The 19,413-nt window shown below is 42.4% G+C and carries 28 protein-coding genes and 2 pseudogenes; 23 read left to right on the top strand and 7 right to left on the bottom strand.

The window, feature by feature from the left end; genetic code table 11:
- A pseudogene (locus tag L696_RS29470) lies at window positions 1–547 on the top strand (hypothetical protein); the annotation flags it as partial.
- A 145-nt stretch (window positions 548–692) separates the two neighbouring features.
- Window positions 693–1,571, top strand: coding sequence for a hypothetical protein (locus L696_RS0110810; protein WP_025683639.1), 879 nt, complete (start codon window positions 693–695; stop codon window positions 1,569–1,571).
- 152 nt (window positions 1,572–1,723) lie between these two features.
- Here the strand turns inward: L696_RS0110810 and L696_RS30930 are convergent, their stop codons facing one another.
- Window positions 1,724–1,888, bottom strand: coding sequence for a hypothetical protein (locus tag L696_RS30930; protein ID WP_162472171.1), 165 nt, complete (start codon window positions 1,886–1,888; stop codon window positions 1,724–1,726).
- Between L696_RS30930 and L696_RS0110805 the strand changes: the two genes are divergently transcribed.
- On the top strand, window positions 1,815–6,410 hold the full coding sequence (locus tag L696_RS0110805) for a fibronectin type III domain-containing protein (RefSeq protein ID WP_025683638.1): 4,596 nt from the start codon (window positions 1,815–1,817) through the stop codon (window positions 6,408–6,410). The two genes, L696_RS30930 and L696_RS0110805, sit on opposite strands and share 74 nt — an antisense overlap.
- 127 nt (window positions 6,411–6,537) lie before the next feature.
- Here L696_RS0110805 and L696_RS0110800 read toward each other — a convergent pair whose 3' ends face one another.
- Window positions 6,538–7,047 carry a discoidin domain-containing protein gene (locus L696_RS0110800; protein WP_025683637.1) on the bottom strand — a complete coding sequence of 170 codons (510 nt, stop codon included), beginning with the start codon at window positions 7,045–7,047 and terminating at the stop codon, window positions 6,538–6,540.
- Window positions 7,048–7,263: 216 nt separating this feature from the next.
- On the opposite strand from L696_RS0110800, the gene L696_RS0110795 reads away from it, so the two are divergent.
- Together L696_RS0110795 and L696_RS0110790 are read left to right on the top strand one after the other, a co-directional pair.
- On the top strand, window positions 7,264–7,893 hold the full coding sequence (locus tag L696_RS0110795; RefSeq protein WP_025683636.1) for a TetR/AcrR family transcriptional regulator: 630 nt from the start codon (window positions 7,264–7,266) through the stop codon (window positions 7,891–7,893).
- Window positions 7,890–8,864, top strand: coding sequence for an alpha/beta hydrolase (locus L696_RS0110790; protein ID WP_025683635.1), 975 nt, complete (start codon window positions 7,890–7,892; stop codon window positions 8,862–8,864). Before L696_RS0110795 ends, L696_RS0110790 begins: the two co-directional genes overlap by 4 nt.
- A gap of 221 nt (window positions 8,865–9,085) precedes the next feature.
- Here the strand turns inward: L696_RS0110790 and L696_RS0110785 are convergent.
- From L696_RS0110785 to L696_RS0110775, 3 genes and pseudogenes are all read right to left on the bottom strand, one after another.
- Window positions 9,086–9,451, bottom strand: a pseudogene (locus L696_RS0110785) (sigma-70 family RNA polymerase sigma factor); the annotation flags it as partial.
- A gap of 557 nt (window positions 9,452–10,008) precedes the next feature.
- Window positions 10,009–10,326, bottom strand: coding sequence for a hypothetical protein (locus L696_RS0110780; protein ID WP_025683633.1), 318 nt, complete (start codon window positions 10,324–10,326; stop codon window positions 10,009–10,011).
- Between the two features lie 39 nt (window positions 10,327–10,365).
- Window positions 10,366–10,761, bottom strand: a complete 396-nt coding sequence (locus L696_RS0110775) for a hypothetical protein (protein ID WP_025683632.1) — start codon at window positions 10,759–10,761, stop codon at window positions 10,366–10,368.
- A 149-nt stretch (window positions 10,762–10,910) separates the two neighbouring features.
- Between L696_RS0110775 and L696_RS0110770 the strand changes: the two genes are divergently transcribed.
- Window positions 10,911–11,240, top strand: a complete 330-nt coding sequence (locus L696_RS0110770) for a LytTR family transcriptional regulator DNA-binding domain-containing protein (protein ID WP_025683631.1) — start codon at window positions 10,911–10,913, stop codon at window positions 11,238–11,240.
- 188 nt (window positions 11,241–11,428) lie between these two features.
- Here the strand turns inward: L696_RS0110770 and L696_RS0110765 are convergent, their stop codons facing one another.
- Complete coding sequence (locus L696_RS0110765) at window positions 11,429–11,644, bottom strand: helix-turn-helix domain-containing protein (protein ID WP_025683630.1); 216 nt, start codon at window positions 11,642–11,644, stop codon at window positions 11,429–11,431.
- Window positions 11,645–11,839: 195 nt separating this feature from the next.
- Window positions 11,840–12,211, bottom strand: coding sequence for a helix-turn-helix domain-containing protein (locus L696_RS0110760; protein WP_025683629.1), 372 nt, complete (start codon window positions 12,209–12,211; stop codon window positions 11,840–11,842).
- A 152-nt stretch (window positions 12,212–12,363) separates the two neighbouring features.
- Between L696_RS0110760 and L696_RS0110755 the strand changes: the two genes are divergently transcribed.
- The 17 genes from L696_RS0110755 to L696_RS28515 form a co-directional block, all read left to right on the top strand.
- The gene (locus L696_RS0110755; protein ID WP_025683628.1) at window positions 12,364–12,567 is read left to right on the top strand and encodes a helix-turn-helix transcriptional regulator; all 204 of its coding nucleotides are present in this window, start codon (window positions 12,364–12,366) and stop codon (window positions 12,565–12,567) included.
- Between the two features lie 28 nt (window positions 12,568–12,595).
- A complete protein-coding gene (locus tag L696_RS0110750) occupies window positions 12,596–13,372 on the top strand; it encodes a BRO family protein (RefSeq protein WP_025683627.1) in 777 nt (258 codons plus the stop codon).
- Window positions 13,373–13,749: 377 nt separating this feature from the next.
- Window positions 13,750–13,875 (top strand): hypothetical protein, encoded by a 126-nt coding sequence (locus L696_RS32355; protein ID WP_280740181.1) that lies wholly within the window; start codon window positions 13,750–13,752, stop codon window positions 13,873–13,875.
- Window positions 13,872–13,994, top strand: a complete 123-nt coding sequence (locus L696_RS32350) for a hypothetical protein (RefSeq protein WP_280740180.1) — start codon at window positions 13,872–13,874, stop codon at window positions 13,992–13,994. Before L696_RS32355 ends, L696_RS32350 begins: the two co-directional genes overlap by 4 nt.
- Window positions 13,987–14,217, top strand: a complete 231-nt coding sequence (locus L696_RS0110735; RefSeq protein ID WP_025683626.1) for a hypothetical protein — start codon at window positions 13,987–13,989, stop codon at window positions 14,215–14,217. Before L696_RS32350 ends, L696_RS0110735 begins: the two co-directional genes overlap by 8 nt.
- On the top strand, window positions 14,201–14,425 hold the full coding sequence (locus L696_RS0110730; protein WP_025683625.1) for a hypothetical protein: 225 nt from the start codon (window positions 14,201–14,203) through the stop codon (window positions 14,423–14,425). The genes L696_RS0110735 and L696_RS0110730 overlap by 17 nt, the downstream gene beginning before the upstream one ends.
- Complete coding sequence (locus L696_RS0110725; RefSeq protein ID WP_025683624.1) at window positions 14,422–14,616, top strand: hypothetical protein; 195 nt, start codon at window positions 14,422–14,424, stop codon at window positions 14,614–14,616. The genes L696_RS0110730 and L696_RS0110725 overlap by 4 nt, the downstream gene beginning before the upstream one ends.
- A gap of 305 nt (window positions 14,617–14,921) precedes the next feature.
- A complete protein-coding gene (locus tag L696_RS0110715; protein ID WP_025683622.1) occupies window positions 14,922–15,551 on the top strand; it encodes an ERF family protein in 630 nt (209 codons plus the stop codon).
- A gap of 92 nt (window positions 15,552–15,643) precedes the next feature.
- Window positions 15,644–16,054, top strand: a complete 411-nt coding sequence (locus L696_RS0110710; protein WP_025683621.1) for an HNH endonuclease — start codon at window positions 15,644–15,646, stop codon at window positions 16,052–16,054.
- A gap of 26 nt (window positions 16,055–16,080) precedes the next feature.
- Window positions 16,081–16,302, top strand: a complete 222-nt coding sequence (locus tag L696_RS0110705) for a hypothetical protein (protein WP_025683620.1) — start codon at window positions 16,081–16,083, stop codon at window positions 16,300–16,302.
- A gap of 32 nt (window positions 16,303–16,334) precedes the next feature.
- Window positions 16,335–16,997 carry a DUF2786 domain-containing protein gene (locus L696_RS0110700; protein WP_025683619.1) on the top strand — a complete coding sequence of 221 codons (663 nt, stop codon included), beginning with the start codon at window positions 16,335–16,337 and terminating at the stop codon, window positions 16,995–16,997.
- Window positions 16,998–17,069: 72 nt separating this feature from the next.
- Window positions 17,070–17,924 carry a hypothetical protein gene (locus L696_RS0110695; RefSeq protein ID WP_025683618.1) on the top strand — a complete coding sequence of 285 codons (855 nt, stop codon included), beginning with the start codon at window positions 17,070–17,072 and terminating at the stop codon, window positions 17,922–17,924.
- Window positions 17,925–18,214: 290 nt separating this feature from the next.
- Window positions 18,215–18,418 carry a hypothetical protein gene (locus L696_RS0110685; RefSeq protein ID WP_025683616.1) on the top strand — a complete coding sequence of 68 codons (204 nt, stop codon included), beginning with the start codon at window positions 18,215–18,217 and terminating at the stop codon, window positions 18,416–18,418.
- Window positions 18,419–18,468: 50 nt separating this feature from the next.
- Complete coding sequence (locus L696_RS0110680) at window positions 18,469–18,669, top strand: hypothetical protein (protein ID WP_025683615.1); 201 nt, start codon at window positions 18,469–18,471, stop codon at window positions 18,667–18,669.
- A 15-nt stretch (window positions 18,670–18,684) separates the two neighbouring features.
- Window positions 18,685–18,807, top strand: a complete 123-nt coding sequence (locus L696_RS32345) for a hypothetical protein (protein ID WP_280740179.1) — start codon at window positions 18,685–18,687, stop codon at window positions 18,805–18,807.
- A 56-nt stretch (window positions 18,808–18,863) separates the two neighbouring features.
- Window positions 18,864–19,025 (top strand): hypothetical protein, encoded by a 162-nt coding sequence (locus tag L696_RS30385; RefSeq protein WP_155985369.1) that lies wholly within the window; start codon window positions 18,864–18,866, stop codon window positions 19,023–19,025.
- 198 nt (window positions 19,026–19,223) lie between these two features.
- A partial coding sequence (locus L696_RS28515) for a hypothetical protein (protein WP_155985368.1) occupies window positions 19,224–19,413 on the top strand: 190 nt, incomplete at its 3' end.

Raw genomic sequence — 19,413 nt, 5'->3', positions numbered from 1 at the left:
ATGACGACAGGTGACATTAATCCCAATGCTATTGACGCTTCCACCTACGGGACTTATTTTAACAATTATGAACAGGGGGCTGCATCACTTCCCGAAAACGTAGGAGCGCGCAATGCTATCGGATCTGAAAAAGCTTATGCGATTGCAGTTCATGCCAAGAAGGGCTCTAGCATTAATGATCCCTTCTATTTAACTGTCGATATAAGTTCCAGCTACGATGCATATGAGCCGGATGATAGCGTTTTCATGTTTATAACTTTACCTTTAGTACGGGTGGATCTTCCCTTAACTCACGTTCCATCCATTCAGGCATAGATAACGACTGGTATCAAATCACGATCCCCGCAAGCCGTAATTACGATATGGAGCCTTTAGTGTTACCGTTTCCCTGCCACCTTCAACTGGAAGTATTGCGGAATACTTGTCTGGAGCAATCAGTTTTACACACTATTTTGATCTCTCAGGGGTAGCTGCTCAGGTTAGAGGTACTTCGATTATAGACACAGATGTTGTATATCACTTCGCTTACAGTATTTATGGCGGTTGATTAACTGCTTTAATATTTGTTCATTTTTAGGACAAAGCATATATTCATTCCATATGTGCTTTGTCCGATATATATAGAAACAGGGTCACATTACATTATACATACGACTTAGAGTGCCAGTTACCAAATGACAGGAGGAAATAAAATGAATTTTGAGCCCCTTAGAATGCAACAAGCTGTTGTTAACACTAGTAGCTTGCGGATAAATCCGGCAGCAAAGCAAGTCCAATCCCCCCAGCTTTATGAAGGAAAACCCTCTGAGCTCGTTGTTCAAGACTCCGTAGAGATTAGCGAAACCGGTAGGCAGCTGGCTGAAGGAGCTATTGTATCACAGGCTGCTAAGTATTTCGGTACAACCCAGATCAACGATGCATTAAACCGAGTTTTAGAAGGTCAGCCAGAAGAAGTGTCCAATGCGGTGTACAGTATGATTGAATCCAATTTTATCGTCAATGGTACAGTAACAGATGAGAGCCAGCGAACCGTGTTACTGGAGATGGGAGTTTCCCAATCCAAGTATATTGCAGACCACTATATGGAAGGGGATAAGGCCAAAGAGTTCTTGGGAACCATGAACCAGATAGCGGCTATTGCTTTGACACGATCCACTGATCCAGAGACCGGAGATATTAGTTATACGACTCCAATAGACCGTCCGCTAGGTGCACCTGAGGATTATGTCAAACTGTCCGAAGTGATGAAGCAGGCTGATCCCCAAAAATATGCTGCGTTCATCAATGACATTAAAGGTGGAGGGAATGGACTGAGTCAGCTGATAGATTTTGCACAAAAGGTTCCTCAAAACCCCAAATGGATTGAGAAATATAAGGAACGTACAGGAGAGATTGCGGGGTTGCTAAATAACACGCGAATAGAGAACCGGTTTGACAAGGCTGATACGACTTCGGCTTCCACATTTATGAACAGTATGCAAAATATTCTTAAGGAATCTTCCGCTATACAGGACTCATATAGTCAGAACTTGCGAGGCTTCTTTCGGAACTTGGGCGTTCATGTTAATTAAGGCTTCAAGGCTGATCCAGAGATGTGGAATAATGTGGAATACAACAATTTATGAATTTTAAATGATATCGTGCTGTTTACATTACGTTTAGAACGAAGTATAATAGCTTCAAAACATACTCGTTGCATTGAGGAAGCACCTCAAACTTAGGCTTAACCGCCTTCGTTTGGGGTGCTTTTTCTATTTTGGCCGAAACGAGTTTGTAAAACTCTTTGAAAATAAAATAAAGCAAGGGAGAAATGTATGTATCCAAAAAATAAGCGAAAGGTAAGGAAGTATAGCAAGTGGGTATATGGATTTTTAGCTGTAATGATCATGTTAACCGCCCTCCCTATATTTCCAGATAGGGTATCAGCTGCTACCCAAGAGATCATCGGTGGACCTTTTTGCCAAAATAATTTACCTGGTGGGGGTGACAGTTGGGGGTTATGGTCAGGAAATGGAGTAGGAGCAACTGAAGTTTATAGCGGCATGGGTTCGGCAAGATATAAGTGTGAAGGTGTGGTGCAGCCGACAGAACGTTTTGTTGACATTGGAAGATCTATTAAGACATCTGAGTATAAGTTATTTGTTTATATCGAAGGGTCTTACCATACTAATATATATGTATCTAATGCAGCAGCGGGTAACAGTTGGCAGCCTAATGGAACGAATTTATATACATGGACCGATGCCACAAAATTTTATGCCAGTAGCTCTTACCAAGGGAAATGGGTAGAGATCACAGACTCTATTACGTTAAAAGATATTCGGTATTTTAGAGCTATGGGTACTAACCAGCAGACTAGTAATGAAATATCCAAGTTTGGAGTCCGTGTCATTCCCAAATCAGATCTGATGCCTAAACCACCCCAGATTAATGCAGGGACTGAGGGCCAAGCGAGTACGGGGTGGACCAAAGGACCTGTAACGGTTTGGATCAATGGAGACGTGGCGCCTGAAGGGCTGAAATACTATGAATACAGCCTAAATGGTGGAGCATTTCAACAGTACACAGGACCCTTTACTGTATATGATCATGGTGTAAATACAATCTATGCCCGGACTGTAGACGTGAATAACCAGTACAGTGGTCTTTCTTCCGGGAATGTCAGGATAGACAAAATGCCGCCGACGCCACCGATCATAAGTGCAACGGGCAACAGTAATGACTATACCATTACATTGCAGCCAGGAGCGGACGACTATTCTGGGCTGGCCCATACACAATTTCGCTTGACGGGCGTTGTCAATCAAGGTTGGCAAGACTATGGTGTAGCGTTTCATGTTAATCAAGATGGCAAAAGTACGGTTTATGCCCGCTCCATAGACAACGTGGGTAATGTGAGCCAAGAAGTAAGCAAGGAAGTCACTATTGATAAAAAGGGACCGACTGCTCCTGCTATCCGAGCTAGCGAGGTGGGTCCAACGATCAACAATGTGAATATTGCTATTGATTCAGGAAGTGATCCTGTAAATGGGATTAAGATGACGCAATACCGTTTGAGTTCAGCAGGGGAGTGGCAGACATACAATGGCGTTTTTACATTAAACGCGGAAGGGCTGTACGAATTATCAGCACGAACGATCAATAATCTGGACGTACCTAGTCCAATCGTGACTCAATCGGTCATGATTGACCGGACCAAGCCAACGCCCCCGGAAGTTACGTTCTCCGAGGTGACGATGTCCACCCGATACACCAATAAGCCAGTACAATTTGCTATTTCGGGTGGAACGGATATTTCAGCGGTACATTACGAATATCAAATGGGCTCTGGCAATTATGTTCCTGGTTCATCGGGAGTATTAAATAGTTCTGGTATCGTAAAAGTGACTGCTCAAGCTGTGGATGCGGCTGGAAATCGGAGTGATCCGGTGTCCGCAACATCTTACATTGATTTGGAACCCCCGACAATCCAGCTGACACCGGATTCGCGTGAATGGAAGGATACGAGCATTCAGGTGGGGATACGATACGCTGACCAGCATTCGGGGATCGAACCAGCAACGATGCAGTATAAAATCACGAACAGTCCAGACGTACCCGAACATTGGGATACAGCTGCTGATACAGGAATTCAGATTAACCTTTCAAATGAAGGTGAATGGTATGTTCATGCCAAGGTTAAAGATCAGGCGGGTAACATTTCTGAAACGGTCAGCAGAGCACTTTGCATTCAGAAGCAGCCTCAGCCGGCTGAGCTTTCTGCGTCATCCGTACGAAATACAGAGGTCGATCTGCAATGGACTCTTCCATCGGGCCTTGATGATGGTTACGTCTATACCATCCGAAATTTAACGACGAATGAGATTTGGGATGTTACGCATCCGACAAATTCTTTTACAGACAAAGGGCTACAGGGAGGGCGTCAATATGAATATGAAGTGCGTTCCAGTAATCATGTGGGAGGCAATGCCTATTCCAATCGGGTCCGTGTGTTAACGTTACCTGATGCCCCGGACCATATTCGATTACGAACCATTTCTCGTAATTCAGCACAAATCATGGCTGATTTTACGCCAGTGCTTTCAGCTGACAGCTATAAGATTACAGCAACAGATGTTAGTACGGGGGAAGTCATATTTAAGGATACTGTTACACAGGATGTGTATAATCCAATTACGGGAATGAAACCAGGCGAATTTTACGATGTTTCTGTATCGGCTATGAATGCCAGCGGAGAGGGTGCGGCCAAGCATGTGTCTTTTTTGAGCCTGCCAGATAGCCCGAGCGGATTTCAAAACGTAACCGTGAAGGACGATGGAATCAACTTGAAATGGAATCGTGTAATTACAGCGACATACTATGCTCTGGAGCGGGACAAAGCATCTGTTTATAAGGATGTGTATACTGAATTCGCTGATCACGGACTTCAAGCAGGAACGGAGTATGATTATTCCATTTCAGCTGAAAATGCAACGGGCTTTGGAGATTATGCTCATTTAGGGGTCATCACATTGCCTGATCGGGTAACTACGCTGGCTAGTGTGGAGAATGATGTATATTCTGTCGGTGTAGGTTGGCAAGATGTACAAGGGGCTGACGGATACATCTTGAATGTTAATGATGAGCCAGATGTACGGATTCCCCGAGGAAGCCACGCCTATACTTTTAATGGGTTACCCGCGGGTATGACCGCAAATATTCGAATACGAGCCTACAATCGAAGTGGTAGGGGTGAAGATACGACTATCAACGCATTAACGCTGCCTTCGTCGGTTGTACAACCGATTGCAGTAGATATTCGGGAACATGATGCTGCCATTGTTTGGGACCCAGTCGATGGGGCAACCAAATATAAAGTAACAATTAATAGTCAGGATTATTACAGCACTGAACCACGTGTAGTTGTATCTGGATTAGAAGGTGGGAAAAAATATGTTTTTCAGGTGAGCAGCGGTAATAGTGGCGGATTTAGTCAGCCTGTGCAGGGAGAACTGCTTACGCTTCCACCTCAAGTGCAAAACGTCAAAGTCACAGAGCTAGGGAATGGCCAGATTTTGCTCAACTGGGATGAAACCAAAAATGCTTATCAATATGCTGTAATTCGGAAAGATAGTGGTGAAATCTTGGACACTCAGGATACTAGTATTAAGCTCTCAGGTATTCAACCCGGTACGATTTACTCGTTCGGCATTCAAGCTGTTAATACAACGGGCGCAGGAGAGATCACTCCATTTACGTATCGTGCGCTGCCAGGTCAAATACCAGATAATGAGCTGACATTTAAAGATGTAACAGATACCGATCTGTTAGTTACGTGGAAAGAAGCTCCTGGTGCGGATACCTACCATGTATACCAAAATGGTCTGCTTATCGGTCATACGGTCAACTCTTATTTTAAAGTAGATGGCTTGGACAGCTCCACGGTGTATCGTATTACCGTCAAACCGGTTAACACAAGCGGTGAAGGTAAACAAACAGAAGGCGAGGTAGAAACATTACCGTCTCCAGAATTTGCATTTTCGAAAACAGAAACGACCAATAGCGAGTTTATGATCCATTGGGAGTCAGAACACAAAAATGATATTTTCGTGCTCAGCAGTGAAGGACAAACAGAATTATATCGTGGTAAGGATCGAAGCTTTATTTGGAGTCAACTTAGAGAGAAACAATCGTATGCAGTTCAGCTTTGGGCAGAAAACAGCCAAGGAGAGCGTACCATTGCTAAACAAGCGAACGGTAAAACAACGGGGAGTACAGAAGCCTCAGCCTCAGGCGGTGGAGCAGGAGGTGGCGGGATCGTCAAGCCAATTCAGCCCGATGTGCAGGAGTCGACTGAAACAGCAATCATTCAAGCACCTTCCGTCGAAACGAAGCCAAATTACTTTAGTGACATTGAGCGGGCATTTAATAAAGATAAGATTAATGCCCTTGCCGATTTGGGGGTAGTGAAGGGTAGGACCCAAACTCTTTTTGAGCCGAGCAGACCTGTAACACGTATGGAGTTCACTTCGATGCTCGTCCGTTCCCTGAAATTACCGCTCGAAACGGATATGGCTTTAAGCTTCGAGGATATCAATCCATCAGCGTGGTATGTTGATCTACTGAAAACAGCGATTAAAGATCAGGTCGCTCGTGGATTTAGTAACAAGGTATTTGCCCCAGATCGCGTTATTAACCGGGAGCAGGCAGCTAAAATGGTGAACAACGTTATCAAGGCTACGCCACAACAAGAAAGCAATATCTACTCAGATGCCTCTCAAATTGTGGAATGGGCCAGAGAAGATGTACTTGGTCTAACCGAAATTAATTTAGTACAAGGATATCCAGATGGAAGCTTCCGTGCAAAACAGGAAATCACACGCGCCGAAGCGGCTGAAATGATTTATAACATGATTCAAAAAATTCAATAAAAGGAAGGGGGTGGCATTAGCCAGCCCCTCTTTTGTGTATTTACATAGAGGACTTGATGCAGCAAGATTGATTAGGGTTGAGCCCGGAATAGCGATCTTGAGTGGTATAGTATGCTCACATTGATTTTTATTCCGCAATAGCGGGATTTAAATTGGCATTTCTATAGGCTGGAACGCCATTGATTAAAGCGGTTCTTAACTGAATATATCGTACACCATAATAGGTAGTTGTATTATTCAGGCCAGATGAAAGTACAGTTATTTTATAATATTGAAAAGGAATCTCATTGCTAAATTGGTAAGTCGTTTTTGCAGTCGTGGGCACAGCTTCTACGTCACCTAATCTAAACCAATTTTCTCCGTCGTTTGAACCATGAAGAGAAAACGTAAGAATAAAAGCTTTAAAAGTTGGCTGAGCCAAGAGGATATCATTAATCGTTTTGCCCTCATCTAATTTGAAAATCAATTCTCCACCTTTACCGCTTAAGCTGCTTTCCCAAGACAGATTATTATCGACTAAAACATTTTTTGGAAAAGTATTTTTAGAATCACCATTTGTCGAAACATTTTCTTCTGCTATAACGACAGGATCAATTGAAAAAGAATAATCGTTTGGGTTCTGACTAAATTTTGTCATGTTGGATTTCCTCCATTAGTTTAATTGTTCAATATTGTTGAAATTATCATTTTATATTCATATGAACCTCTCAATAAATGTATTCCCTAATATAAAATACATATCGTAAGTAAGATAAATTCACTCTTGCTATAAGTCGTAATTTAAGATATATTATTAATTAAATAACCAATCATTTAATTAATAAAAGTTTAGTTTAAAGAGAGGAGAATACATTTGGCAAGACCCGTCAATGAAGAAAAAAGACTGGAGCGGCGTAAACGTATCCTAGAGGAAGCTGTTGTCCTGTTCGCAGAAAGTGGATATTCTAATACCACAACGGCTATCATTGCGCAGAGTGTGGGAGTGACTCCTGGAACCATTTTTCAATATTTCCCTAGCAAAGAAGCTTTATACTACGCTGCTGTCCTTGAGCCGCTTGCTGATATTCAGGCGAAATCGCTTGCTTGTCTACAACAAGAGGGGACGCCGGGCGTATTGATTAAGAACATGGTGGCAGAACAATTCAACCATATCTACTTCTATACAAATGAGTTGCGGCTTGTTCAATCTGTCTTAGGACAACGAATAAGATTCCCTGAACTTACACAGAGGGTCCTTGAAAGTATAAAGGTAATGACAGATGCGATCGAATGCGTCTATGCCAAGGGACAGTTAATGGGAGAATTCAACCAAAGCTTTTCTCCAGCAATGATCTCTCGTGCCTATATCTCTTTCTTAAATGGAGTGGGCTTAACTCTTGGAGAAAGTATTATTCATCATCCCGAGTGGGAAAATCTGAAGGGGCATGCCTTTTATTTGTTCGCACCCATACAACCTAAAGAAAAACTGGAGGAGTCTAAATGAGTCAAACATCATTACAACCCGATCTGACATTTAACGTTCGTGTGAAAAAACGGAAGAAAATTTTATGGAGCCTAGGGATCGTGCTTTTGCTTGTGCTGGCTCTTGTATTTTTTATATCTTATAAAGTAGTAGACACCTTGTTGCACCATCCCAGAGACACTAATGTCAGCTACGAATTGAATATCGATAAAACTCCCTACGAAGAGGTCGAGTTCAAGAGTTTGAAAAATGATAATACGATTAGAGGTTCCTTCTTTCCTGCAAGTGGCCTTTCTGGTAAAGCAAGTAATAAGACGATTATTGTCGTCCATGGATATACGAGCAATCGTTTAGTCAAAGGGCGGACCCAAAAGTTAGTAGAGCATTTCGTTCCGAAAGGCTACAATGTATTGGCATTTGACCTCAGCTCGCAAGGTAAATCCGATGGTGATTTGATTACACTGGGCCTCAATGAAAAATACGATTTGCTAGGAGCTGTAAGCTATTTAAAATCCAGAGACCATACGGGTGATAACATTGGAGTTATCGGCTTTTCAATGGGTGCTGCTACTTCTTTGCTAGCTGCAAGTGAAAGTGATGACATCAAAGCCGTAATTGCGGATAGTCCTTTTCGCAATGCTGGTCTATTTCTGAGAGAGGGTTTGCCCTTCTTTTCAGGTTTACCTGCGTTTCCATTCAGTTATACATCGACATGGATGGCAAATTGGGTCTTTAAGGTTGATCTTGATTCCATATCTCCTATGGATGCGGTAAAAAAGATGCAAGACAAGCCAGTTATGCTCATTCATGGTACTGGAGATCAGCAAATTAGTTATAAAAATACAGAAATTATTTACGAGTCCTTAAAAGATAACCCAAAAGCAGAAGTATGGTACCCGCAAAATACGGAGCACATCGATGCCATCAACCATTACCCCACTGAATATTTCAAAAGAGTAGATCGCTTTTTGGATGAGTATGTAGGAAAATAAATTCAATCCAAGAGAGCCAACTAGCGAAAGAGCTTGTCCTGACGAAGTAAAAATACCCAATAATATCAAGCATTTTTAGCCTGTAGTGCAGAAAACCACTACAGGCTTTTATTTGCGTGGAATTTGTTTTTTAGATTAGACGGTGATACACCTGAGTTGAGGAAAGCTGCTGAGAAGGCCCTGTTAAGGGCCTCAAGTGGCTTCATATTTCTCCTTATCCATTACCCCTTCTGCTTGTAAAATTCATGGTACAGCTTCATTAATGCGCGCTTTTCAATGCGGGACACATACGAACGCGAAATCCCCAGCTCTCTGGCGATTTCCCGCTGTGTACGTTCTTCTCCTCCGGCTTCCAGTCCAAATCGACCAATAACCACTTCTTTTTCACGCTCATCCAAAATATCCAGGTTACGATAGATTTTACTCTTCTCTATTTTGAGCTGTACCTTATCCACAATATCGTCCGCCTCGGTGCCGAGGATATCAATTAAAGTAATTTCGTTGCCCTCTTTGTCCGTCCCTATAGGATCATGGAGAGATACGTCTTTGCGTGTTTTTTTCAATGAGCGAAGATGCATTAAAATTTCTATCCCCATGACAATAGAGGTGTATACATAAGCAAATAAAAAGCCCCGAAAAGGGGCATCTGTATGTTATAATTTTCTAAGGACAACAGGTGGGGGTCACGGCGCAGCCTTCTGTAAAGGGGGTGATTGACGCCATGACCGCACTTGGTACGCTTTATCTGATCTTGAAAGTAACTGCAACGGTACTAAGCCTTTGGTTTAGTTCACGCAAGTTTTTCCGATGGATCAGACGTAGACGTAACAAGCGCAAAACCCACCGCTAATGGTTGGTAGCCTACGGTGGGTTTTGCTGTAATCACAGTAATATAATGCGCGCCGCGAGGGCCCACTTCGTTGTTCTAGGGGAGAGTAGCGTCTCCCTTATTTCTATTCTTATGTTATCACAATATGTTTATTCATGGCAATTCAATTACTGATTAAAATTAAAATCCCCAACCTTAAGGCTGGTGCATGCCTCTGTTGGGGATTTTTGCTTACTTACATTGATAAACGAAAATGATCCACTCATAGGTTGCCACCAATGTAGGTCACTTCTTAGTTATTTTACCGAATATGAATCATTCAGACAAATCAGAGTTTTCAGGCTTTACCCATCCATCGTTAAATTTGAAATACGTCGTTTCTCCTGTAAGCCTGTTTACTTTGACCAAGGTTTCTTTTGAATGTGTATATAAATACGGCGTCGGATAAACATAGTAAAATATAAGTAGTAAAAGCATCAGTATAAATGCGTATTTGAAAACATCCTTTATTGCTATCACTGCTAAACTCTTGTCTTTTTCTTTTGAAAAAATTAATGAAGCAGTACCAATGAGTCCTAAAATAATGAATATGGATGTTAATCCAATTACGATATAGATAATAGTAGTAATCAAATTTTTAACCCCTCACTTAATTACCAAATTAATTACTGCTTATTTAACCAAGGCGTAAAGGACATACGGTGACACACCGTAAGGATTATTGGTATTTACAGTTACGTATCCTATAACGCTTCCTCTATAAGCGAGAAGAGGTGGATCAGTAGCGTACTTATTCATAGCACTTGTTGCTGCATATTTGTCACCATACAACCCATAATTGTTCCATATTGACGTTGCACTATATTTACTACCATAAGTGCCGTAAACATTAAAGATTGAGTCCGCGCTATATTTGTTTCTGTCCAATGACCCCAAATATGTTTTCCCATCATTTGAAAAAATCTGATAATCAGCAGAATTACCTGATAATGCAGCTGCTTCCGATACTCCCGAAAATATACCTGCGCACATAATGATAAATAAAAAAGCCAGTAATGTCCTTTTCATTCTTCATGTTCCTTTCTAAATTATATTTCATCTATATTATCGTCATTTCCCACAATTTCCTTTGGCATTATTTACGCCATGACCCAGTAGTCAACTATGCATTATGATGTATTGTGAAAAATACCATACATCAGGAGTTGGCAGAATAGATGATTCAAATTGGAGTTAAGTTGTTAGATAGGAAGGGAGATGCAACGGATTTTGTTGAATTCGACTTATCTGAAGTTAATTTTATAGATCTTTGGTCAGCTACAAATAGTTCGGCTAAGGTTCCATGTCATCACACCACTAATGGATCTTATTTGTCGCTACAGACCCTTAAGGACGTATCCCAGGCGTATAAACACTATGGGTTTAAAGCATATGATCAGTCGAATGTAATTAATGAAAATAGAATATCTGAAATTATACCTATGGGAAAAGGATCTAAAGTAATTTTTAAAGATGGTAACCATACATTGATAAGAAGAAAGTTTTAACATTTGTCAAGCCCCTCGAACCCTATTCGTCGACTGATTCACGGCGAAATTCGACAGCATATGACAATTATTATCTGATATAGTGTTAATAAAGGTGAGCAGGGAAAGATAGCGGCTGAAGTTATTTTTTTATAGCTTAAGTACCAAATGAACGGTACTTTTACCCGAGAGTAGCCTACGCTACTCTGCTACCGCAATTCCCAAACAAAAAGATCATCCAGCGTGCAATTAAGGTGATAAGCTATCAAAGCGGCTCGTTTTATCTGAATATTGTCCGTTCTCAGGTGCACAATATCGGATATTCTTTGCTTTGGTAAACCAGCTTTATCAGCTAACCACTGTTGGTTCTTATCGATCCTTTTAAGTAACTCGGGAATACGACAGCGGACGGGTACTAACTCCATCTCACTGCCACCTTGTTCTCTTTTTTTAACTAAAAACAGAACATACGTTCCTGTGATATATGATTCTGTGGTATTATGTTAAAAACGGCTGAAATAGACACAAAGGAGCTGCTAACATGACGGATGAACAGTTGTTGATGTCGGCAAGTGTAATAATTTCTAGGACTTGTATTAACGAAACAAACAAATCACTAATTAATCATTTTTCTGAGTTGATTGCTTCATCTTTGCAAGATTGTTTATCAAATCACGAACTGCCGACTCTACAACAGGATCATCCCTCAGGCTAACTTTGTAGTGTGCCTCAGCTTCCTTAATAACTTTTAATACAACTTCCTCTGGGAGCGAATATTCGCTCTCTTTCTCGTTTCTTCCTGTAGTAAGCCATCCAATGCTAACGCCAAAGTAATCAGCAATTTTAGCAGTCATTTCGTGGTTTGGCTCTCTCTTGTCTGTTTCATACATTCCAAGAGTGGATTTTGCGATCTTAAAAATTTTTGCTAGTTCTTCTTGGGACAATCCCTTTTTGTTTCTTAAGTAAGAGAGACGTTCGCCAAATGACTTCAAAATTCCCACCTCCAGATGATTATTATATATCACATTACGTGAACATTATAAATTTGATCACGATAAGTGAATAAAAGTGTTGACAATCACTAAACGTGACTGTATATTATAGACATAAGGCGGTCACAAAACGTGACTGAAAGGAGGGCAACATGAAGAATCAGAAAATGTCTGAACTTCGTGGCGACCGCTCTTTAAGGGAAGTTGCTGAGCAAATCGGTATTCCTTATAGCACTTACGCCATGATTGAGACGGGAAAAAGGTTCCCGCGTAGAGATTTACAATTTAAGCTAGCTCAGTTTTATAAAGTAACAGTTGATGAGCTTTTTTTTACCCTAAATGATCGCGCTTCGTGATCAAATTTAAAAATAAGGAGTGATTACAGTGAGTGAAATTAAACCATTTATGTATGGATCGAATGAAGTAAGAACTGTATCAATTCAAAGCGAACCATGGTTTGTAGCAAAGGATGTATGTGCGGTTTTGGAAATGGATCAGTCCCAAACACGACGGCTTGATGAAGACGAAAAGGGGTTGTGTTCAATACAAACCCTTGGCGGAATACAAGAAATGCTTTGTGTCAACGAACCTGGCCTATACACGCTAATCCTTGGGAGTCGCAAACCAGAGGCAAAACAGTTCAAACGTTGGATCACACATGAAGTCATTCCTTCCATTAGAAAACACGGCGCGTACATGTCACCAGACACTATCGAAAAAGCAATTTTAAATCCCGACTTTCTCATTAACCTAGCAACAGAGTTGAAAAATGAACAAACTGCACGTATTGCTGCTGAAAGCAAAATTACAGAACAAAAAAAGCAACTCAAGGACCAAGAGACACCTGTTGCCATCTACAACTTAGCTATCTCAGCACAAAACACACAATCAATGAACGAGGTTGCAAAGATATTGGGCACTGGCCGAAATCGGTTGTTCAATATTCTGCGCGAAGAATCAGTAATCATTAAAGATCGTACTGTTCCGTACCAACGATACATTGATGCAGGATACTTTGTAGTACGGGAGCGTCCAAGAGCAAGCGGTGACACGGTCGTGAATGATCCAGTTTCAAGAGTTACGGCAAAAGGATTCGACTTTATAGCTAGGTTGTTAAAACGGCGCGCTGATCGTCAAACAACATTAGAACTAGAAGCTTAAATATTTCCTTTTTAAAGGTTAACATTTGCGAATTGTTGATCGGTATGTGAAATTCACATTTCGCGTGGTTAAACAGATCATCAATTTGATGACTCGTTAAAACACTGACAAGCTAATACGAACATTATTCGTTTCAGGTCAGGGAGTCGGTAATAGTGGACACCCTTAAGAACGCACTAGGTTGAATCTAGCCCGACAGATGTTGTCATTTCAAATGATGGTATTCCTAACTTGGTAATACCTCAGTAAAAGGACGTCGGTTAAATCTACCCCCTTACAGAACGACCTAAGTAGAACTTAGTCCGTCATAAAATAACAACATCCTGACGCATATGTAAACACAACCACAACCCATTGTACATCTAGGAGGGCAAGACATGAAAGTAAATTTCATCCAAGGCGAATTGTCGCTCCAGTTACGGAAATCCATACTACAGGATTTCGGAAATAACAAAATACCGGATTACCTCAAAAAAGGTCAACCGAAGGTGGTGAACAAGTGAAGCAGACTGAGCAGAAGGGACCAGAGTTTCAGAAGGCATTACATGAAGCTATGAAAGACTTTGCAAAGGACAAACAAGAAGAAGCTAAAAAACAGAAGGGAAGTGCCAAGCATGGCTAAACATCCAAAGGAGATAGAAAACCGAGTAGTTACCCCGTTCCCGTTTAAACGTCCTGAATCGACCAACGCAGTGGTTTGCAAATGCGGCTGCGGCTGTGAGATTCACACAAGCATGGACAGCTATGTAATCATCGACGGTGATTTGTTTTTGGATGATGGATGCGTAACGAATTGGCTCATTAAAGAAGCAGGAGGGAGACGAGTATATGGCGGGGCTTGCTAACATGACCAGAGCTGAGTACATCGCATATCTGCGAGACCAATCATTTTGGCTCAGTCAACTAGCTGATGAAATGGAGGAAGGCAGACAGGATAGTCGTTGGGCAGTGGATTTTGACTTGAAACGGCCTGACATGATTTACGATAAGCGCGCCAAAGTATTGGACGAGCTATTTCATCCAGAAGATCGGGAGGGCAAACGGACAGCATGAGTTTTGGGAGTGTAGACGATATTTTAAAGCATTACGGATGGGAAGGTGAGGTGAAATACTCGGAGGTGAAGAAAGATGAATCTGACGGATCGCAGGGTGTTTCTAGAACTCGCAAAGATCGCAAAACAACGCGGAACGCTAACAAAGACGTTGCTGAGGGTGTACCTGAAAAACATGGCGATAGCTTATAAAAAAGAAAAAGCCGCCGAGTCAACGGCAGCCTAGTTGGAGCACTTAGGAAAACAATTTAGTTCATTATAACAGCAGAATGGAGGAGTAGCAATGGTTATTAAATACCGTTATGTACCTCGTCATAAGAATGGTCATTTCATAAATATATATTCTGAACCTACAGAGGATTTTATGAAGGCAGTCCATTTCCATCGTGAAGATGATTTAAACATATGGATTCTCGGACGTTATGGTCCCGACGATCCTCAGAACTTTCGTGCAATCCCTATAAAGGTCACGTATGAGTTGGAAGTAGGAGAAAGCCATGTGCAATAAGAGCGAATCAATCAAAAATATTGCAATGGCATTGGTCAAATTCAATGGGGAAATTGAGAAGATCCAAAAGGATAGCCTAAATCCGCATTTCAAAAATAACTATGCCAGCTTGGACAACATCATAGATGAAGTAAGACCGATCTTACAAAAACATGGTTTATCCATTATGCAGTTCCCAGGTGGTGACGGCGAAAGGTTCAGCATGACAACAATGCTGCTTCACGAGTCAGGAGAATGGATAGAATCACAGCCCATTGTAATGAAGCCTGTAAAGAACGATCCGCAAGGTATAGGCAGTTGTACAACCTATGCACGTAGATACAGCCTTAGTGCCTTTCTATCACTTAATACGGGTGAAGATGATGACGGAGAAAACGCGAGTCATTCAACTGTTTCATCACCTAACAACGTACAACCAACACAGGGTCATGGGTATTCTGGTGGATTTGCAAGTGAAGGACAAACCAAAATGTTGTATGCAAAGCACAAAGCTACAGGGTGGTCCAGCTACAAAGAAATCAATGATTTTCTGAATTATGAGATTACCAAGTTTGCAGAAGTCCGATCAACAGACGTGACCAAGCTTGCTCAGTATTTAGACAAATATAAGGTGGCGTGAGTATGAACAAATATGACCGTGATAAAGACCCATTTTTCGACAACGGCGGCCCCTTACCCGAACCCATTGACGGACCATTTTAGGAGGTAGCTATGGCACTCGCTAAGCGCAAGAAACCTATACCAGAACATCGCAAAAATATTCTGGCTCACCATAACCGCAAAGAACGACCTAAGAAGAAACGTTTTGTTGATCCAGAGTCCATCAGCAAGGACAAGGTACGAACTGCTGTGTCTGAGCGTGACGCATCGGTAGGCGAACATAATTGCTGTCTGATGTGCGGAAAGCCGGGACCGGGGTTACACCTTCACCGCATCATATACGGCGGCATGGGCGGCGGTGGAGGGCGATATGAGGTAGATAACTGTGTGCTGGTATGTCATGCCTGTCATGATCGAATCCACAGCAATAAGCGTGTATGGCAACCCATACTACTAGACCATATCAAATGTATGAAATATGCACCTGATATGTCGCCAATATATCAAGCAAGGAATCTATAGCCCCCAAGGGCAGAGAGGACAAACACATGGATATGCAACTAAAAATAGTTTGTTGGGCAACGGGCTTCAAGTTTGGAGCTGGAACATACGAGGTTCATGACCAAAACGGTGGTTTTCGGGGATTTTGTTCAGTATCTAAGTTGAAAGAAAAAGGACTGGTTCGGCGGATAGACCATACCAAGAAGGCGGAAGCATTTTTAAACACGGATGAAGGTCGGACGTGGTTCAGAAATAACCGCACAGTTTAGCCCCATAGGGGACAAGAAGGAGGGGCATGGGAATGCAAGATGCAATCCGTAAAATTCAAAAGGCTTTTAACTTGGCAACGGGAAACGGCAATGCTGAAGAGGCTCAAGCCGCGATGCTTTTAGCACAAAGACTTATGGCAAAACACGGTCTTACCACTTCTGACCTTAAAACGGAAGAGAATCAGACGGTGGAAGCCTCACGCGGGACCGTCAGAAAGAGTCGTATTCAGTGGTGGGAAGAGAAACTAACGACAATAATTGCAGAAAATTTCAGGTGCTATGGTTTTCTCCGGAGAGGGAGACTCATCGGTTTCTTGGGCTTGCCGGACGATGTGGCTATAGCTACCGAGGTATTCCAGTTCGCGGAAAATGCAATCCGTTATCACCTTGCGGAGTATCTAAAGCAAGTATATTCTCCTTATTCTCCTTCAAGAAAACGAACCAACGCGATCAAAAATGACTACATTGATGGATTTTTAAAAGGACTGAGTGACAAGTTCAGGGAACAAGTGGCAAACGAAAGTTTAGCACTCGTGCTTGTCAAGCATGAAGTGGTAGAAACTGCTTACCACGAAGCTGGATGGAAGAAGGGTAAGCAAATCAACAGAACGTCCGCGGGCGACCAATCCGCAATGCTTCAAGGATATGAGGACGGAAGAAAATTTAATAATCCAGTAGGGAAAATAATTGATTAGAGGGTAACAACCCTCCATAAGGGGGAGAGACACATTATACGCATACACAGCTTTAGCGGTGGTGTAGGCAGCATGACAGCAGCCGTTAGGGATGCGGACGCTAACGGTACCGAAGACATGATCCTACTGTTTACGGACACGCTGATCGAGGACAAAGACTTGTACCGCTTCATGATAGAGTCGGCCGGCTACCTTTTCGGGTTGCCCAAGCCTTTACATCTCATATCACGTTGTGACGGCATTCCAGACGTGAATACAGACATGCTAGCCAGACGGGCCTATCTGTCCGAACTGGCAGCAGATACGACGGGCTACATTCCAGCACTTCGCTGGATATCCGACGGCCGGGACCCTTGGGAAGTGTTTTGGGATCGGCGTTGGATCGGAAACAGCCGAATAGCTCAGTGCTCAGAAGAACTTAAACAGAAAATCTCCCGGCAATGGGTGAAGGAACGACACAAGCCGGACGAAACCGTGATTTACGTAGGTATAGACTGGACGGAAACGCATCGTGTAGCTGGCATAGAGCGTGGTTGGAGTCCTTACCGAGTCATAGCACCCATGACAGAGCGGCCATACCTATACAAAACAGATATGTTGAATGATCTTAAACGTTACGGGATTAAGGCCCCGCGACTGTACGACATGGGATTTGCACATAACAACTGCGGTGGTTTCTGTGTTCGGGGCGGACAAGGCCATTTCATAAATCTTCTAAAAAATAATAGAGACCTGTACCTGTACCACGAGTCAAAAGAGCTGGAGATGCAAGAGTATCTAGGTCGGACAGATGTAACTATCCTGACCCGGACAGTAAAAGGTGTAGAGCACACTCTAACCTTGCGAGAGCTGCGCGAAGAGTGGGATAACGGCTTAGGTCTGCAAGTAGATTTGTTGGATATAGGCGGCTGCGGCTGTTACGTCTAACACTATTTTAGGGGCATCCCCTATACCAAAGGAGAGATATACATGATACCACGTTGCCCATATTGCGGTAATGAAGAGGGATTTTACACAAAAGATTATGCTTCCGGGGCAATTAGAACCCGTTATAACTTTGACGGAACTGAGGCAGATAACACTGAGCTATACAGCGGGTTACGACACAAGATGGGAAAGAAAGCCCATTGTGCTAAGTGTGACAAGGTTGTTTTCGATATGTCTGAGTTTGAGGTTTAACAACCTCTTGCCCCTACTACCTATAAAGGAGAGATAACGTGATCAAATGGGTTCCATTAGACAAATGCAAACCAGAGGTTGAAGGGCAATACCTTGTTTCTGACGGAGAGCATGTAGATGTAGCTGTCTATCAGTATGATTCTTGGGAAAAAGATTTTGAGTGGTATCCGCCTGATATGAGTCCTTTGGCCCGTGATCAAATTACGCATTGGGCAATTATCAATCTACCGGGAGAGGCATAACAGCCTCTTACCCTATAACCAATACAAATATCAAAGGAGCGAATGAACGTATGCAAAAAGTTTGGTTGATTTGTAAAAAAGACGGTAAGGCATCGGGTTATTTGATGTATGAGCAAGACGTTGAGGGGTATGTGAATGCACTTCGGGACAAGGGATTTGAAGAATTTGAAATCTGTACTCCTGTCTACGGTATCGACAACCAAGGTAGGTATGAGATATCCACTCTATTACCTATACCCCAAACAAATTAAAAGGAGCGAATGAACATGTTCACAGAAACGAATGATCGGAAGTTATTGCGCGAGATCGGATACGAAGAAAGCCTGCTTGCTACCATGACAGATGAAGATTGCGAGGCAGAGGTTATGGAGCTGCCTTACAACGCCTAAACAGGGGCCTTCTGGTCTCTTACCCTATACCCCCTATATAAGGAGCGATAAGCAATATGACCGAGGCAGAAAAGCGACATCATACACGTGACAGCTACACCGAAATGATCGGTTTGGGTTATGGCCCAAAAGAAGTATTAAACGCATTAGAAGAAGACGAAAACGCAGACGCGCAGATGGTAAATGAATTAAGAAATGCTATTGAATATGGCCTATAAGGAGAGTGAATGAGTTGGGATAATACACCTCAAACGCCGCATAGAGCGGTTTTACACGGATACTGATGGCGAACTGGTTTTCGCGCTTTTTGAGGATATAGATGGATACACCCACTATAGATACTGCACGTTGGATACGGATAAATACACAATGTTGTCGCAGGCATTTTTTAAAGAGTTCAAGGAGGAAGAACAGTCATGAGTGAACGGACATATAAGCTACTGGACGGACGGAAATTGATTGCCGATCGGAGTTTTATCGAAATCCAACTACCAAACGAGAATAATTCTTTCCCGATACACCCTAAAGCGGTCCTGTTTGATGTGCTTGATTTTGTAGGCTCACTCCAGCAGCAGCTTGCAGAGAGGGACCGGACAATAGCCCTGC

It is taken from the genome of Paenibacillus maysiensis (genome assembly GCF_000520815.1).
In the GTDB taxonomy this organism is placed as follows: domain Bacteria; phylum Bacillota; class Bacilli; order Paenibacillales; family Paenibacillaceae; genus Paenibacillus; species Paenibacillus maysiensis.
Note: the sequence above shows the minus strand (reverse complement) of the source record. Positions and strands in the feature narration are given on the sequence as shown.